Origin of the sequence: Streptomyces sp. NPDC003023 (genome assembly GCF_042888225.1) — a bacterium.
Lineage (GTDB): Bacteria > Actinomycetota > Actinomycetes > Streptomycetales > Streptomycetaceae > Streptomyces.
Genome location: NZ_JBIAPL010000001.1, coordinates 790,661 through 805,442, shown reverse-complemented (window position 1 = coordinate 805,442; position 14,782 = coordinate 790,661). Strand labels below are relative to the sequence as shown.

Below are 14,782 nucleotides of genomic sequence, written 5' to 3'. Positions count from 1 at the left end.
CGCCGGTCATCGGCCGGTCTTCGTCGCTGCCGCGGTGCGGGCCGCCGCGCGGTCCGCTCGGCGGGACAGGGACACCACTCCGGCGAGCCGCTCGATCGACGCCGGCACGTCCCAGTCCTCCTGACGCAGTGTGGCGAGTGTGGTCGCCGGGACGACCACCAGGTCAGGGGCTCCTGTCTCCAAGGCCCGGACCAGGAGCGACCACGCGGCGTCCCACCGGGACCTGTCCGGTCGCTGACGTACGGCCGCCACCACGCCGTCCAGCGCGGCCTGGCGCTGATCCCCTCGTTCGGGCAGAACAGCGCCGGCGGGGTCGGCGAGCAGCACCTCGGGGTCCGGGAGGTCCATCCGGTCCAGGCAGGCCAGCAGTTCCAGCCCCGGCCCGTCCCCGACGGCGCCCCGCACCAGCAGCGCAAGCACCTCCCGGGAGGAGTCGGCCGCTGTCGCGAAGGCGATCAGGCACAGGGCCGTCTCCCAGCTCCGGGGCGACGGCCATGCGCCACCACGGCGCGCTTCGCTGTTGGGAAGCTGGTGCACGAGCTTGGGCCGGGCGGTGAGCAGCCCGCACACCGCCCGGCGGGCGAAGTCCACGGCCTCCGGCAGTTTCACGGGGTCGAGCCGAGGCAGTGTCGCCCGGGGCCAGGTCCCGCCGAGACCGCGCACGACGACCTCGTTGTCGTGCGCCCAGTGGAGGTGGACGAACCGGTTGGCGAGCGGCGGGCTCAGCTCCCAGCCGTCGGCCGCGGAGGAACGCGGGTTGGCGGCGGCCACGATCCGCACGCCCGGCGGCAGTTGGAGGGTGCCGATGCGCCGCTCGAGCACCAGACGCAGGAGGGCGGCCTGAACGGCCGGCGGAGCTGTGGACAGCTCGTCCAGGAACAGCAGCCCCTTGCCCGCCCGTACCAGTCGTACCGCCCAGTCCGGCGGGGCCATCGGAACGCCGTGCACCGCGGGATCGTCTCCGATGATGGGCAGCCCGGAGAAGTCGGACGGCTCGTGCACACTGGCGATCACTGTCGTCAGCGGCAGGTCCAGGGCGTCGGCGAGCTGTGTCAGGGCGGCGGTCTTGCCGATCCCCGGCTCACCCCACAGAAGTACGGGCAGGTCCGCGGCCACCGCCAGTGTCAGGGCCTCGAGTTGTGTGTCGGGGCGCGGCTCGGTGGTCGTGTCGCGCAGCAGGGTCAGCAACTCTCCGGCGACGTCGAGCCGGGAGGCGTGTGCCGGGTCGGAGGGGGTGCCGGCCGCGGCGAGGCGCGTGGATGTGAGCATGTTCGATCACCTGTGGGTTCGTGAGGAAAGAAGCATGGAGGCGGGGCGGGGGCCCCGAGTCAGAGGGAGTTGGCGTGGCGGGGGCGGGAGCGGCGGTCACGCGAGCGGCGGTCACGGGGACTGCGCCGGTCCTCGACGAGGCGGCCGGGTGCCGGACCGATCAGGTCCGCCCTGAACAGTCCGTAGGTGATCCGCCGCAGCGCGGCCGCCTCCAGTTCGTCCCGCAGTGCGCCGTTGCGCAGCAGGGCGTCCGGGCCCAGCAGGCCCTCGACGACGGCGAGCGCACCGGCGGTGTCGCCGTGGTCGAGGCGCTCGCGCACGCCTGTGAGACAGTCCGGCCGGCGGTGCGCCTCGTCGATCGCCCGGAGGCAGGGCAGCGGCGTACCGGTCAGAGCGGCCAGCAGTTCTTCCCGCCGGATCTCGGCGGGTTCGTGGTCCAGTGGGGCCAGCGCCCCGTCGACGAGGCCGATCCGGTGCCGGGCTCCCCGGCATTCCACGAGGCGCGGTTGTCCCGGCCGGTGGGGAACGCGCGTCGTGGCGGCCGGTGAACGATCCGGTACGAGCGCCGAGGCGACCAGCGGGTGCAGCCGGTCGGCCTCGATCTCCCCGGCGTCGAGCAGTTCAAGGTCGATCGGCACCCAGGTCGCCGCGTCGGGCAGGACCGGCAGCGCGGTGCCGCCGTCCTCGGACGCCGCGGCGGTCCGCACTGCGGGCGGTCCGGCGCCGTCACCGTCCGCGGCCAGGTCGAGGACCAGCCGGTGACTGCTTCCCAGCCGTACGGAGACGGCGCCGGCCGGCCGGCCTTCGGAGTGGAGGAGGATCGCGGCCTCGGCCGCCCACCGGTCGACGGCCCAGCGACGCTCCCGCACCGGCAGCGCCGACGTGGCCGGCGGTTTCGGAGCGGTCGTGGGCCGGCCGTCGTCGGGCGGGCGGCCGTGCGCGGGCGGCCGATCGGCTCCGGACCGTGTCCGCAGCTCTTCGGTCCTGCGCGCGTCCCACAGGTGGCGGTGCAGGTCGAGTCGGAAGCGCCGGCCGGGACGGGGATGCGGATGGCGGCGGACACCGGGCTCGGTCCGGGATCCGTCCCACAGCGCGAGGCTGATCCGCTGACCGGCGTCCGCCCAGGCCGGCGGGGTCCGGGCCACGAGGTGCACCAGTCCTTCACCTTCACGCCGCCCCTCGGCGTCGTACCGGGCAAGGGAGATGGTCAGCCCCGGTCGCAGCAACCCGTCCGGGGCGATCCTCGGCATGTGCCAGCGCAACAGGTCAGGAGCGAGATGGCGGAGGTCGGCCCGTAGCCGGGTCACGAGGTCGTGGCCGTGAGTGCGCGCCACGGCACGCAGGTTGAGATCGACGTCGAAGCGCGCGGCGGCGCAAGCGCCCGCCCAGTCACCCGCCAGGCGGCGGGCGGTCGCGGTCTCGATCATGGACGGCGGCACGGCGTACTCACGCACGCGCGGCCAGAAGCTGAGGCGGGAAGGCCCATTCGCGGTCTCGGTGAGCATCAGCACTCACCTTGCGCGGACGGGGCCCCCAATCTGAAAGCAGAGTGAGTTGTCATCGCGGGGACCTTATCGCTCCTCCCCACGACCTGCCACATCCTTTTCCGGTCGCGGCTCGGGCCCGGGTCGCCCCACGCCGGAGAACGAGGCGGGCCCCGCGTCCGGCCCGGGACGTCGTTCCCGGGCCCGGTCGGTCCGGCGTCCGGGGCGGTCCGGGTCCGGGGTCCGGGTCCGGGGTCCGGGTCAGTCCAGTGTCTGGGTCAACTCACTGCGGGTGGAGGTGTGCACGACCCGTCCGCGTGCTCCGTTGACGATCGGCATGTACGGCGGAACATGACCGCACTCGACATCGGCGACGATCGGCACGTTCAAGGGCCCGAGCGCGTCGAGAACCGCCTGATGCTGGGTCAGCGAGGGGGCGTCTGGCGCCGAAGTCCGGCCGACGAGGATCGCGTTCGCCGCGTCGAAGAAGCCGGCCAGCCGCATGCCGTGCAGGTTCCTGCAGATGGTGAGCGCCTCGTCGCCGGCCGCTTCGACGTATACGAGAAGTCCTTCCGGGGACTCGGCCCGCGCGAAGGCGGAGACGTCGAGGTGGGCCGATCCCGTGAGGTTGCACAGCATCTCGATGCAGCCCCCGATCAGGCGTCCTTCGGCCTCGACGTCCCCTTCGCCGTCCAGCCTGGTCCATCGGCCGGGTGTGTCGAGCGTGAACTCGCTCACCTCGGGGTTGATTCGATAGTCGTCCCAGGCCGCTCCGCGATGACGGTCCGGCGGGGTCTGCGTGAACGTGCGCCCGTGCGGGGACGCGGCGATGTCGAGCCAGGACAGCAGGCCCTCCGGCGCCCGGCAGGGAGTGTCCATGAGGTTGTTGCCGTGCACGGTCGCCGTCCCGGTGAGGAGCGTCAGCGGCGTGATGACGGTCGACATGTCCGAGTAGCCGACCAGCCACGTCGGCTCCGATTCGCGCAGCCTGTCCCAGTCGAGCAGAGGCAGCAGGTCGATCGCCGTCTCCCCGCCCCACGGCGGCACCACGGCCCGGATCCCGGGATCCGTCAGCATCGACATCAGCTCGCTCGCGCGGTCGGCCGCCGGAGCGCTGACATGACCGGCGCCGTCCATGCACCGGCCGACCACCACCTCGTACCCGCGCGCCTCCACCTCGCGGATCGCCACGTCGAGACGCGCACCCAGCTCCTTCGGGACTCCGCTCGAAGGGGAGGTGATGCCGACGCGGTCACCGGGGCGCAGGGGCTGCGGGTATCTGACTGACATGCGCGGGATTCTGACATGCGGTGACGGTGCGGCGACACCGGGTTCCGCCGCGACCTCCACCAGCCGGGCCGGGTCCGTTCGGGCACCACGTAGGCTCGGAGCACCGCGCCGCCCGGAAGGACACGACAATGCCCCGCCCCTCTTCCACCAACCTCGGCGGCCCCAGCGGCCCGCAGTCGGTGGACCGTGCGCTGGAGATCCTCGACCTCGTCGCGGATGCTCCCGGCCCGGTCGGGGCGAAGGCACTCGCCCGGCGGTTGGGGTGTTCGCTGTCGACCGTCTACCACCTGCTGGGCCCGCTCACCGACCGCGGGCATCTGGTGCGGACCGGCGCCGGGTACGCCCCTGGGCCGCGGGTGGCCGCGCTGCACCGTTCGTACCAGCGGCATCTGGGGCTCGGGCCGCAGGTCGCCGAGCTCCTGCCACGCCTGCGGCGGGCCACCGGGGCGGAGGCGTACCTGACGGCGTACCGGGACGGCCGGATCGTCGTGATCGACAGCACGGTGCCGGTGGCAGACGTCGAGCACCCCTTCCTGCCGGGCCCCGAGACGCGGGCGCACGCGACGGCGCACGGCAAGGCGCTCCTCGCCGCGCTGCCCGGGCCGGCCCGGCGGCGGTATCTGGCCGAACACGGCATGGCCAGGTTCACCGACCGCACGATCACGGTCGCCGACCGTTTCGAGGCGGAGCTGGCGCGGGTGCGCGGTCAGGGGGTCGCGGTGTCGATGGGTGAGGCGGACCCGGCGTTCACCTGCCTCGCGTCCACACTCCCCGGTCCGGCCGACGGCCAGGAGGGAGTGCTGCTCGCCCTGTCGGTGTCGCTGCCGACCGCCGACTTCCGCAGGCGGCACGGCAGGATCCGGGCGGCGGTGGCGCGGGCCGCCGCGGGCGTGCCGGTCTGACGGCCGCGTTTTCCGGCAGGGCCGGAATGCGGCGCGTCGTGAGTGGCCCGCGGGCCTCGACAGCGCCACCGTGGATCCCATGATCTTCATCGCCGTCAGGTTCACCGTCCGTCCCGAGTGCAGCGACCGCTGGCTCACCCTTGTCGACGACTTCACCCGTGCCACCCGCGCCGAGTCCGGGAACCTCTTCTTCGACTGGTCGCGCGATGTGGACGACCCGCACAGGTTCACGCTGCTGGAGGCCTTCGCCGACGCGGACGCGGGCGCGGCCCATGTGGCCTCCGACCACTTCCGGGCCGGCCTCGAGGCGATGTCGTCCGCGATCGCCACCACCCCGGAGATCATCAACGTCGAGGTTCCGGGCCAAGGCTGGAACGAGATGGCGGAGCTCAGGCCCGCGCGTTAGTCACCGAGGGCCGCCCCGCACCCATCCGGTCGAGACCGCCGGGTCGGCTCGGCTCGCCGGCCCCGGCCGCACCCGCACCCGTGCCCGCACCCGCACCCGCACCCGCATTGGCAGGGTTCCCGGCCCGCAGGCCGCGGGGGTCCGGCAGCAGCAGGACTGCGGGTCTAGCCGGGGCCCGGTTCCTCGGACCGGTCACGCGCGAACGGTCACGCTCGAACGCGTCCGATCCCGATCCGGACCGGATCCGCTGCGCCGCCCCGGTCTCCGGGCGGCGCGAACCGGTCGCCGCGCTGTCATCCGGAGGAGGCGTCGTTGGCGCAGCGGAAGCCGAGGTTTCCGGACGAGGACTCCGGGGTGTTGGACGAGCGGGCGGCGACCCGGTAGCGGTTGCAGTAGGAGTCGTGGCACAGGTAGGAGCCGCCGCGCATGACCCGGCCTGTGCCGGTCAGCGGGCCGTGCGGGCTCTCCAGGGGTGCCTCGGAGTAGTAGGTGGGCGAGAACCAGTCCGTGCACCACTCCCACACGTTGCCGGCGGTGTTCCACAGACCGAATCCGTTCGGACGGTACGCCTTGACCGGCGCGGTGGTCAGGTAGCCGTCCTCCGCGGTGTTGGTGTGCGGGAAGCGGCCCTGCCAGATGTTGCAGCGCCACCGGCCGTCGGGGGTGAGTTCGTCACCCCAGGCATAGCGGCGGCCGGCCTGGCCGCCGCGCGCGGCGTACTCCCACTCGGCCTCGGTGGGCAGGCGCTTGCCCGCCCACCGCGCGTAGGCGTTCGCGTCGTTCCACGAGACGTGGACGACGGGATGGTTCTGCCGGTCGGTGACGTCGGAGCGGGCTCCTTCCGGTCGGCGCCAGTGGGCGCCCCTGACGTTGATCCACCAAGGAGCACCGGCGGCGTTGCCGAGGATGTCGGCGGAAGGGGCGGCGACCACGAGGTGGAATACCGCGGAGGAGCCGTAGCGCTCGGCGTCGGTGACGTATCCGGTGGATTTGACGAAGGTGGCGAACCGGGCGTTGGTGACGGCGGTCTCGTCGATGTGGAAGGGCTCGAGACGCACCGGGTGGACGGGGGTTTCGCCGTCGGCCGGGTAGCCCTCGCCGAAGGCGTCGCCCATGGCGAACTCACCGCCCGGCAGGCGGACCTGTCCGCGAGTCGAACGCTCTGTGACGGCGGGGCCGACGGCCGACGATCCGACGGAGAGGGACACCGGCTCTGCGCCCGAGGTGGCGGACGAGGCGGCGGGCGAGCCGCCGGACGGGGCTGCGGCGGGGGCGCAGCAGGGGCGGTGAGCGTGGGTCATGGGCGAAGCCCTTGGTGTCGTGCCATTGCGTCAGGCCTCCGGCGCCCGGTAGGTGGACTCGTCGAGTCCGCTCAGGGTCGGGTCGTGCCCCACCTCGCCGACGTCGTACATCGAGGTCATCCAGTGGTAGAAGTTGTCGCCGCGTTCCCGCAGGACGTCGTAGAGCCGGCGCATCATCCGCGAACGGACCTCCGCCGTCTCCGGGTGCGCGTAGACGTTCAGCAATTCGTCGGGGTCGGTCCGCAGGTCGTACAGCTCGTTGACCGAGTCGGGGTTGACCACGAGCTTGTACCGGTCGTCGCGCAGCATGCGCTGCGGGTACGGGAAGTGGTGCCCGTGGAACTCGCAGACGATGTCCTCGTCCCACTCCGTGTCCTCGCCGTGCACGAGCGGCAGCAGGCTGCGCGAGTCGACCGCGGGCTTCGGGTCGATGCCCGCCAGTTCGAGGATGGTCGCGGTGCAGTCGAGCAGGCTGACGAACTCCGAGCGCACGACGCCGCCGGGCGCGCCGGGGACGCGGAGCAGGCCGGGGGTGCGGTAGATGTCCTCGTACATCGCCGGGCCCTTGTCGTGCAGCCGGTGCGATCCGGTGAACTCGCCGTGGTCGCAGGTGAAGAACACGGCCGTGTCGTCCACCAGGCCGAGCCGCTCCATGGCTTCCATGACCCGGCCGATCTGCCTGTCGATGAGGGCGACGTAGCCCCAGTAGACCGCGATGAGCTTGCGGGTCGTCTCGATCGGCATGGTGTCGAAGGTCCAGTGCGCGCTGTAGTTGCGCTGTACGGGCGGCTTGCCCTGGAAGGTCTCCGCGATGGAGCGCGGCAGTTCCACGTCCGCCGGGTCGACGAGGTCGAAGTACTCGTCCGGGAGGATGTACGGCAGGTGCGGGCCGAAGAAGTGCAGGGCGAGGAAGAACGGTTGCTCGCGCTCGCGGGAGTCCGCCGCGTATCGCTCGAGCTTCTCTATCGCCCGGGAGGCCAGGTAGTGCTCGAAGGTGGCCTCGACCGGCTGGTGGAGGCGGGCGGCGAGCAGGTTGCCGGGGCCGCCGTTCGGCAGGGTGCCGCGGATGCGGTCGCTGATCTCGTAAGGGGGCAGACCGTGCTCGGCGAGGTGGGCGAGGTAGTCCGGGTGGTCCACCGGGTTGTGCCAGCCGGGCAGCTCCGGGCCCTCGAAACCGTAGTCGGCCGCCGTCCGTTCGTTGCCGACGTGCCACTTGCCGATGAGGCCGCAGTTGTAGCCGGTCTCCCGCAGGGCGCGCGAGAAGGTGAACTGGTCGGCCGGCAGGTCCTCGAGGTAGCCGACGTTGCGCTCGTGGTTGGCGAGCAGCTTGTGGCGGAAGGGCGCCTGCCCGGTCAGCAGGCTGGCACGGGCCGGGGTGCAGATCGCGGTAGGGGTGTACCAGCGGTCGAAGCGGGTTCCGGTGGCGGCGAGCTCGTCGAGGGCCGGGGTGTGCGCCAGCCGGTTGCCGTAGGCGCCGAGGGTGTCGACCCGGTGCTGGTCGGTCATGAGGAAGAGGATGTTCTTCCTCGACGCGCCGGCGGAGCCGGTCGTGCCGGTGGAGCCGGTCGTGCTGGAAGTACCTGTGGTACCGGTGGTGCCTGTAGTGCCGGAGGTGGCGGGGTTGTCGGGGTTGCTGGACGGGGTCACTTGCCTGCTCCGATGAAGAGGTCGCCGGTGTAGTAGGTCTTCGGGTCGACCGGCTGCCCCAGCTTGCCCGCCTCCACGAAGTAGTCGTTCATGCCCTGGAGCCACTTGTCGACGGTGCCGTCCTCGGTCAGCGCGTCCAGCCTGTCCAGGTCGAGCAGTTCGACGTTGGCGGCGTCCGCCTTCACCTGTTCCGCGGGGATGCCGAGTTTGTCCGCGGTGAGTGCGATGGCCTCGTCGGTGTGCGCGGAGCGGTAGGCGATCGCCTCCCGCAGCACGGCGAGGACCTTCTTCGCCTTCTCCGGCTCCTTGGCGACGAGCTCGTTGCGGGCGACGAAGGCCGTCGGGAAGGAGACCTCCTCGGCGAAGTCGGAGTTCTTCGCCAGCTCGACGAGGTCCGGCACCTGCTTCTTGATGGTCGCGGCAGCGGGGTACCAGAAGCCGGCGGCGTCGACCTTCTTCGAGGAGAAGGCCGCGACGATGGTCGACGGGTCCATCGGCACGATCTCGACGTCGCTCTTCTTCATCCCGGCCCGCTCCAGGGCGAGGGTGAGGATCATGTCGCCCGACGTCCCCTCGGGCACGGCGACGGTCTTGCCCTTGAGCTGTTCCATCGAGTTGATGCCCGGCTGGGCGATCACGCGGTCGGCGTTGCCGAGGGTGTTGATCGCGACGACCTTGGCCTGGCCGGAGGCCGGCAGCCACATGGCGCCCGGGCCGATGTAGCCGAGGTCGAGGTTGTCGGTGCCGAGGGCCTGGATCTGGAGCGGGCCGTTGGTGAAGACCTTGCTCTCGGCCTCCAGGCCGTGCTTCTTCCACAGGCCCTTCTCGTCGGCGATCGCGATCAGGCTGGTGCCGTTGAAGTCGCCTATGTAGCCGATGCGTACCTTCTCACCGCCGGCGCCGGAGGAGGAGCCGCCGCAGGCGGCCAGGAGCGCGGCGGCGGCCAGGCCGGCGACCGCCGCGGTGAAACGTCTGCGGGATGTCGTGAGCTGCATGGGAGGTCCTTCGGTTCAGGCCGTCGTCGACGGCAGGGGGGCGGCCGTGCGGCCGTCCTGGTGGTAGACGGAGTGCCAGACGCGGTTGCGCAGGTCGGCGAACTCGGTGCTGAGGCGGAACTCCTCGTCGCGGGTGCGGGCCGGGACCTCGACGACGTCGTACACGCGTCCCGGACGGGCAGCCATGACGATCACGCGGTTCGCGAGGAAGACGGCCTCGTCCACGTCGTGCGTGATGAACAGGACGGTCCGCTTCTCCTTGCTCCAGGTGTCCAGGAGCTGCTCCTGGAGCTTGACCCGGGTCAGGGCGTCGAGCGCGCCGAACGGCTCGTCCATCAGCAGGATCGACGGGTTCACGGCGTAGGCGCGGGCGATGGCGCACCGCTGGCGCATACCGCCGGAGAGCGTCTTGGGGAGCGCGTAGGCGAACTGGTCGAGCCCGACCAGCCCGATGAAGTGCTCCGCCCGCTCGCGGCGTTCCCTCTTGGTCACGCCCGCGGTGCGCAGGCCGAACTCGACGTTCTGGCGAACCGTGAGCCAGGGGAAGAGGGCGTACTGCTGGAAGATCACACCGCGCTCGGGTCCCGGCCCGGAGACCGGCCGGCCGTCCACCAGGGCACGGCCCTCGGTCGGCTCCTCCAGCCCGGCGAGGATGTTCATCAGGGTGCTCTTGCCGCAGCCGGAGGGGCCGACGACGGTGACGAACTCGTTGTCCTCGATGTCGAGCGAGACGTTGTCGAGGGCGGTGAAGGTCTCACGTCCCAGGGCGAAGGTCTTGGTGACGCCCTGGACGGATATCTTGGCCGGGGTGCTGGTCATCGGCGTTCCTGCCATCCGGTGAGCTTGCGTTCTGCGAGGAGCAGGATGCGGTCCATGAGCAGACCGAGGATCCCGATCGAGATGAGTCCGACGAAGATCGTCGGAAGGTCGTAGTAGAGCTGGGCGTTCTGCATCCGGTAGCCGAGGCCCTGTTGGGCCGCGACCAGCTCGGCGGCGACCAGGGTCGCCCAGGCCGAGCCGAGGCCGACCCGCATGCCCACGAGGATGAACGGTGTGGAGGCGGGCACCACGACACGGGCGAAGATCGTGCCGTCCTTGGCGCCGAGCACCCGGGCGGCGTTGATCAGCGTGCGGTCGACGTTCACCACTCCCTGGAACGTCGAGATGACGCACGCGAGGAAGGCGGCCAGGAAGATCACGAAGATCTTCGGCGTCTCGTCGATGCCCATCACCACAATGGCCAGCGGGATGATCGCCAAGGGCGGGATGGTCCGGAAGAACTGGATCCACGGCTCGATCAGGCCGCGCAGCACGGGGTACCAGCCCATGAGGAAGCCGACCGGGACGGCCACGGCCGTGCCGAGCGCGAAGCCGGCGAGTACACGCGTCAGGCTGGCGAGGACGTCCTCGCCGAGCATTCCGTTGCCTATCAGCGTCCCTGCCTGCGAGACGACCTCCGGCGGTGTGGGCAGCTTGAAGCCCGTGACCGCAAGGATCCACCAGAGGGCGATGCCCAGTACGACGGACACGGCGTTCAGTGCCAGGGGCAGCCCGCGCCGGCCCGACCGCGCCTCGCCGGCCTTCACGCCATCGGTCTTCATGCCGGCGGTCTTCAAGCCGGCGGACTTCGCGTCACCGGACTTCGCACCGTCGCTCTGCGCGCCGTCGGTCTGCGCGCCGTCGGTCTGCGCGCCGTCGGCAGGCGTCCCGCCGGCCGGCTCCTCCTGCTGCTTCTCGGACGCGGGGCCCTGCGGGTCGGCGCCCTTCTTGTCAAGAACGGACATGGGCGGCTCCTTCGGTGGTGGTTCGGCGTGCATCGGAACGGCCCTTCACCTCAGTGGTCTCGGGATACCTCGCCAGAAGGGGGGAGCTGTGGAAGACCGCGGCGAGTGCGCCGATGGCGCCGTCGTCGTCCGAGAGCCGCGCGGCCTCGACGACGGGACCGGCGGAGGCCGTCGGGAAGAGCTCGGCGGCGAGGGTGGCGGCGACCTGCTCCACGATGACGGGCGCCAGCCGGGTGATCTCGCCGCCGATGACCACCTTCGCCGGGTTGAGGGTCATCGTCGCCGCTCCGACGACGCGTCCCAGCGCCGCGGCCGCCTCCCGCAGCACCCGGTCCGCGACGGGGTGCGCGGCGGCCACGGCGGCCGCCAGGTCCTGGAGGTTCTCCAGGCGGAGGCCGAACTCCCAGCAGGCGGACAGTATTCCGGGGACGGAGGCCACGGTCTCCAGGCAGCCGCGCTTGCCGCACCTGCACGGCCGGCCGGCCGGCTCCACGGTCACATGGCCCAGCTCTCCGGCCAGCCCGGTCGAGCCGGTCACCAACTGGCCGCCGACGACGAGTCCGCCGCCGACGCCGTCCGAGAGACGTACGTACACCAGGTCGGCGAAGCTGTCGGGGCCGCTGATCGCCTCGGCGAGAGCGGCGAGGCGGGTGTTGTTGTCGACGATCACCGGTGCGTCGAAGCGCTCGGCGAAGGCCACGTCGACGCCCTCGGGGGCGGGGCGGAGCACCGTCGCGCCCGGTGTGGCGCGCGGCCAGGCCGCTCCCTGGGGAGCGGGGTACGGACCGGGCACGCCGATTCCGATGCCCTGAAGTGCTCCGTAGTGGACCCCGGTCCCGGTACCCAGCCGGCCGACCAGCTCGAGGGCGAGCTCGGTCCGCGTCTGCCAGGTCGCCGTGTCGTCGTAGCGGACCGAGCCCGAGGCCATGACCTCGTGCGACGCGTCGGCGATGACGACATGGACGCGTCGGTGGCCGAAGTCGACGCCCATGAACTGCGCCGACGCCGGGTCGAGCGCCAGCCGCTCCGCGGGCCGGCCGCTGCCCTCGCGTCTGGAGGCGTCGGTGTCCACGACGACGATGGCACCCCGTTGAAGGAGGCTGCCGGTGATCTCGGAGAGGGTGGTCCGGGACAGGCCGACGACTCGGGCGATCTCGCCGCGACTCATGGCGCCGTTCTCCCTCAGCGCACGCATCACCCGTTCCTCATGGGTACGTCTGACCAGCGCATGCACTCCGGTTGGCATCTGCATGCCGGTCAAGGTAGGGACGCCGGGATTATTCCGTCAACACTCCGACAGAAACAGGAATGAATCGAGGCGCCGGCTTCACCGACAGCCGGCCGTCTCGGCCGGCCGGGAGAGCGGCGGCGCAGGCGGGCGGGGCCTGGGCCGAGGCGGAGATCAACCGATCACGACGTCGGCACAGTTCGGAGAGAGCGGCCGCGGACCGCGCCGAAGGGGCCGGAATCGGAGCTGTGACTCACCCACGAACTCCCGTTACCCAATCGTGACATGACTGAGGTGCCCGCCAAGACCCCTTGCGAGCTGCGGAAATACTTCGCCGCGCCGGTCCGTCGCGGTGCCGGGCGTTCCGGATTATTTATTCGGTGTGTTGACCGAAATCGGCGAACGTTCGCATGCTGTGCCGCATGCCATCCAAGGACGGCCCTCCGACGCGTCTCGGACGGGGGCACCAAGAACTCGTTCTCGAACTGCTGCGCCGGCACGGCTCCCTGAGCCGGAGCAGGCTCAACGACCTCAGCGGGCTGTCCCGGACGACTGTGTACGACACCGTCGCCGAGCTCATCGCCGACGGTGCCGTGGTCGCGGTCGCCTCCCCGCCGGACTCCGTCCGGCGCAGGCGCGGCCGTCCGGCGGAGAGGCTGATCCTCGGCCCAGGGGCGGAGCGCTCGGTCGACTGACCCACCGCTCGGTCCTCGCGATCCGGTGCCGACGCCGCAGCCCGCGACGCCGGCACCGGACAGGAAGTCGGCAGCGCACGCCGAGTCGGCGCCCGGCACGAAGCCGGCGCGACGGCGCACGAAGTCGGCGCGAAGTCGGCGCGAAGTCGGCGCGACGGCGCACGAAAGAGACGCAGGAGTACGAACCCCAGGCACCGACGCCCGCCGCGGGCCCACCGGGCGGACCACCGGCGTCCTGGACGACGAAGGAGAACGTGACTGATGACCAGCACCGAGAACGGACTGCACCGGCGGTCCCTGTTGGCAGGTGTCGCCGGCCTGGGAGCGGCGGTGGCCCTGCCCGCGGCCACGGCGCAGGCGGCGACCGTGCCCGCGGAGGCCGCGCAGCCCGCGAGCACGCCCGTGGGGCGGCACCCGTCGAACTGGCCCGACCCCGAGCCGTACGGTCTCGCCGACACCCGGCTGGACCTGTGGCCGCGGGACGACAACTCCTTCGTCCTCCCCCTCGAGCTGCGCCCCCGCGACGAGGAGCTCGGCCGGGTCTGGATGCGGGACACGTACGTCAACTGCTTCGTGGTCGACGGCCGGCCCCTGTACGTCGCCACGGGCACCACACGGGTGCCGGGGCTCACGGCGGCCGGCCCCTGGAACGACGGCATCTTCGTGTGGACGGCCCCGTCACTGCAGGGACCGTGGAAGCTGGTCGACACGACCGGTGTCCGGCCCGGCGCGGAGAAGGGCAAGGTGTGGTCGCCCGAGTTCGTCGGCGAGAACCGGCCCGGACGTACGGTCGTCGCACCCTGGCAGGAGTACTGGCACGACGACCGCTTCGGCAAGCGCGGCCAGGCCTGGGCCTCGGAACTGCACCGCTTCAGGGACAAGTGGTACATCGTCGCGTGCATGGGTGACCACTCCCGCAAGGTGGGGTCGTTCATGCTCGTGAGCGAGGGCGGGGTCGAGGGTCCGTACCGGCTCGTCGAGGGCAACCTCGACAAGCCGTTCGGCGAATCGTTCATCGGGGGGCCGAACTTCATCGCGCCCGGCGCCTACCACCACATCGACGGCGGCCTCTACACCGAGGGCGACGACGCGTGGCTCGTACTGCACAACGACCTGTACGCGAAGTTCCGGGACGACATGGAGGACATCGTCCCGACGACCGACCTCCCGAGGTTCCGGCAGAGGCCCTACTCGCCCGAGCCCTATCTCGAAGGCGCGTACGTGTTCAAGTACGGCGGCAAGTACTACCTCCTCCACGCCGCGTGGGACCGGACCTCGGTCGGTTCGGACGGCAGCACGCGCAACGCCTACGACCCGCCCGGCGCGGGCCGCGTGCAGTACCAGTACGACGCGGTCGTCGCCGTCTCCGACCACTTCGAGGGGCCGTACTCCGAGCGGTGGACCGCGGGTGTCGGCGCGGGCCACAACAACTTCTTCGTCGACCATGCCGGTCGCCCGTGGGCGACGTTCTTCCGCAACCCGGCCGCCGGCCACTGGTCCGACCCGGCACGCGTGGCCGACGCCGCCGTGGCGGGCGTCGTGCGGTTGGAGTGGACCGGCCCCGATGGCAACCGCCTGTACGTCAAGCGTCGCAACCCGGGTTCCACGGAACAGGGTTGACGATCGGTCACGGCGGCCGGATCCTCCCCCGCAGGAGCCGGCCGCCGTGCCGTACCGCAGCACCGCAGCACCGCAGCACCGCAGCACCACAGCACCGCCTTACCGCAGCCCGCGGTACCCCCCAGCGGGCGTACCGTGTTGGGCGCGCTGCGGCCGGGCAA

General features: G+C 71.6%; 13 protein-coding genes. 4 read left to right on the top strand and 9 right to left on the bottom strand.

Going from position 1 to position 14,782, the window contains the following annotated elements:
- Positions 1 to 6 precede the first annotated feature (6 nt).
- The 3 genes from ACFYV1_RS03265 to ACFYV1_RS03255 all read right to left on the bottom strand — a co-directional run bounded on the left by ACFYV1_RS03265 (position 7) and on the right by ACFYV1_RS03255 (position 4,043).
- Positions 7 to 1,269 carry an AAA family ATPase gene (locus ACFYV1_RS03265; RefSeq protein WP_389393622.1) on the bottom strand — a complete coding sequence of 421 codons (1,263 nt, stop codon included), beginning with the start codon at positions 1,267 to 1,269 and terminating at the stop codon, positions 7 to 9.
- 59 nt (positions 1,270 to 1,328) lie between these two features.
- Positions 1,329 to 2,774 (bottom strand): hypothetical protein, encoded by a 1,446-nt coding sequence (locus ACFYV1_RS03260; RefSeq protein WP_389393621.1) that lies wholly within the window; start codon positions 2,772 to 2,774, stop codon positions 1,329 to 1,331.
- 240 nt (positions 2,775 to 3,014) lie between these two features.
- On the bottom strand, positions 3,015 to 4,043 hold the full coding sequence (locus ACFYV1_RS03255; RefSeq protein ID WP_389393620.1) for a S66 peptidase family protein: 1,029 nt from the start codon (positions 4,041 to 4,043) through the stop codon (positions 3,015 to 3,017).
- Positions 4,044 to 4,171: 128 nt separating this feature from the next.
- On the opposite strand from ACFYV1_RS03255, the gene ACFYV1_RS03250 reads away from it, so the two are divergent.
- Both ACFYV1_RS03250 and ACFYV1_RS03245 read left to right on the top strand, forming a co-directional pair.
- Entirely contained in the window at positions 4,172 to 4,945 is a 774-nt protein-coding gene (locus ACFYV1_RS03250) for an IclR family transcriptional regulator (RefSeq protein ID WP_389393619.1), read from the top strand.
- A gap of 79 nt (positions 4,946 to 5,024) precedes the next feature.
- Positions 5,025 to 5,351 (top strand): putative quinol monooxygenase, encoded by a 327-nt coding sequence (locus tag ACFYV1_RS03245; protein ID WP_389393618.1) that lies wholly within the window; start codon positions 5,025 to 5,027, stop codon positions 5,349 to 5,351.
- 293 nt (positions 5,352 to 5,644) lie between these two features.
- Here ACFYV1_RS03245 and ACFYV1_RS03240 read toward each other — a convergent pair whose 3' ends face one another.
- From ACFYV1_RS03240 to ACFYV1_RS03215, 6 genes are all read right to left on the bottom strand, one after another.
- Positions 5,645 to 6,652 carry a formylglycine-generating enzyme family protein gene (locus ACFYV1_RS03240; protein ID WP_389393617.1) on the bottom strand — a complete coding sequence of 336 codons (1,008 nt, stop codon included), beginning with the start codon at positions 6,650 to 6,652 and terminating at the stop codon, positions 5,645 to 5,647.
- 30 nt (positions 6,653 to 6,682) lie between these two features.
- Positions 6,683 to 8,170, bottom strand: a complete 1,488-nt coding sequence (locus tag ACFYV1_RS03235) for a sulfatase-like hydrolase/transferase (protein WP_389394555.1) — start codon at positions 8,168 to 8,170, stop codon at positions 6,683 to 6,685.
- A 125-nt stretch (positions 8,171 to 8,295) separates the two neighbouring features.
- Positions 8,296 to 9,294, bottom strand: a complete 999-nt coding sequence (locus ACFYV1_RS03230; RefSeq protein WP_389393616.1) for an aliphatic sulfonate ABC transporter substrate-binding protein — start codon at positions 9,292 to 9,294, stop codon at positions 8,296 to 8,298.
- A 15-nt stretch (positions 9,295 to 9,309) separates the two neighbouring features.
- Complete coding sequence (locus ACFYV1_RS03225; RefSeq protein ID WP_389393615.1) at positions 9,310 to 10,113, bottom strand: ABC transporter ATP-binding protein; 804 nt, start codon at positions 10,111 to 10,113, stop codon at positions 9,310 to 9,312.
- Entirely contained in the window at positions 10,110 to 10,895 is a 786-nt protein-coding gene (locus ACFYV1_RS03220; RefSeq protein WP_389394554.1) for an ABC transporter permease, read from the bottom strand. Before ACFYV1_RS03220 ends, ACFYV1_RS03225 begins: the two co-directional genes overlap by 4 nt.
- Before the next feature lie 169 nt (positions 10,896 to 11,064).
- Positions 11,065 to 12,330, bottom strand: coding sequence for an ROK family protein (locus ACFYV1_RS03215; RefSeq protein ID WP_389393614.1), 1,266 nt, complete (start codon positions 12,328 to 12,330; stop codon positions 11,065 to 11,067).
- 398 nt (positions 12,331 to 12,728) lie between these two features.
- Here ACFYV1_RS03215 and ACFYV1_RS03210 point away from each other — a divergent pair, with 398 nt between their 5' ends.
- Positions 12,729 to 13,001, top strand: a complete 273-nt coding sequence (locus ACFYV1_RS03210; RefSeq protein ID WP_389393613.1) for a hypothetical protein — start codon at positions 12,729 to 12,731, stop codon at positions 12,999 to 13,001.
- Positions 13,002 to 13,262: 261 nt separating this feature from the next.
- Entirely contained in the window at positions 13,263 to 14,621 is a 1,359-nt protein-coding gene (locus tag ACFYV1_RS03205) for a family 43 glycosylhydrolase (RefSeq protein WP_389393612.1), read from the top strand.
- Positions 14,622 to 14,782: the final 161 nt, after the last annotated feature.

Bases quoted from the DNA above. Each gene is read 5' to 3' on its own strand.
- ACFYV1_RS03265 (WP_389393622.1), bottom strand. From the start codon at position 1,269: ATGCTCACATCCACGCGCCTCGCCGCGGCCGGCACCCCCTCCGACCCG.
- ACFYV1_RS03260 (WP_389393621.1), bottom strand. From the start codon at position 2,774: ATGCTCACCGAGACCGCGAATGGGCCTTCCCGCCTCAGCTTCTGGCCG.
- ACFYV1_RS03255 (WP_389393620.1), bottom strand. From the start codon at position 4,043: ATGTCAGTCAGATACCCGCAGCCCCTGCGCCCCGGTGACCGCGTCGGC.
- ACFYV1_RS03250 (WP_389393619.1), top strand. From the start codon at position 4,172: ATGCCCCGCCCCTCTTCCACCAACCTCGGCGGCCCCAGCGGCCCGCAG.
- ACFYV1_RS03245 (WP_389393618.1), top strand. From the start codon at position 5,025: ATGATCTTCATCGCCGTCAGGTTCACCGTCCGTCCCGAGTGCAGCGAC.
- ACFYV1_RS03240 (WP_389393617.1), bottom strand. From the start codon at position 6,652: ATGACCCACGCTCACCGCCCCTGCTGCGCCCCCGCCGCAGCCCCGTCC.
- ACFYV1_RS03230 (WP_389393616.1), bottom strand. From the start codon at position 9,294: ATGCAGCTCACGACATCCCGCAGACGTTTCACCGCGGCGGTCGCCGGC.
- ACFYV1_RS03225 (WP_389393615.1), bottom strand. From the start codon at position 10,113: ATGACCAGCACCCCGGCCAAGATATCCGTCCAGGGCGTCACCAAGACC.
- ACFYV1_RS03220 (WP_389394554.1), bottom strand. From the start codon at position 10,895: ATGAAGACCGATGGCGTGAAGGCCGGCGAGGCGCGGTCGGGCCGGCGC.
- ACFYV1_RS03215 (WP_389393614.1), bottom strand. From the start codon at position 12,330: ATGCAGATGCCAACCGGAGTGCATGCGCTGGTCAGACGTACCCATGAG.
- ACFYV1_RS03210 (WP_389393613.1), top strand. From the start codon at position 12,729: ATGCCATCCAAGGACGGCCCTCCGACGCGTCTCGGACGGGGGCACCAA.
- ACFYV1_RS03205 (WP_389393612.1), top strand. From the start codon at position 13,263: ATGACCAGCACCGAGAACGGACTGCACCGGCGGTCCCTGTTGGCAGGT.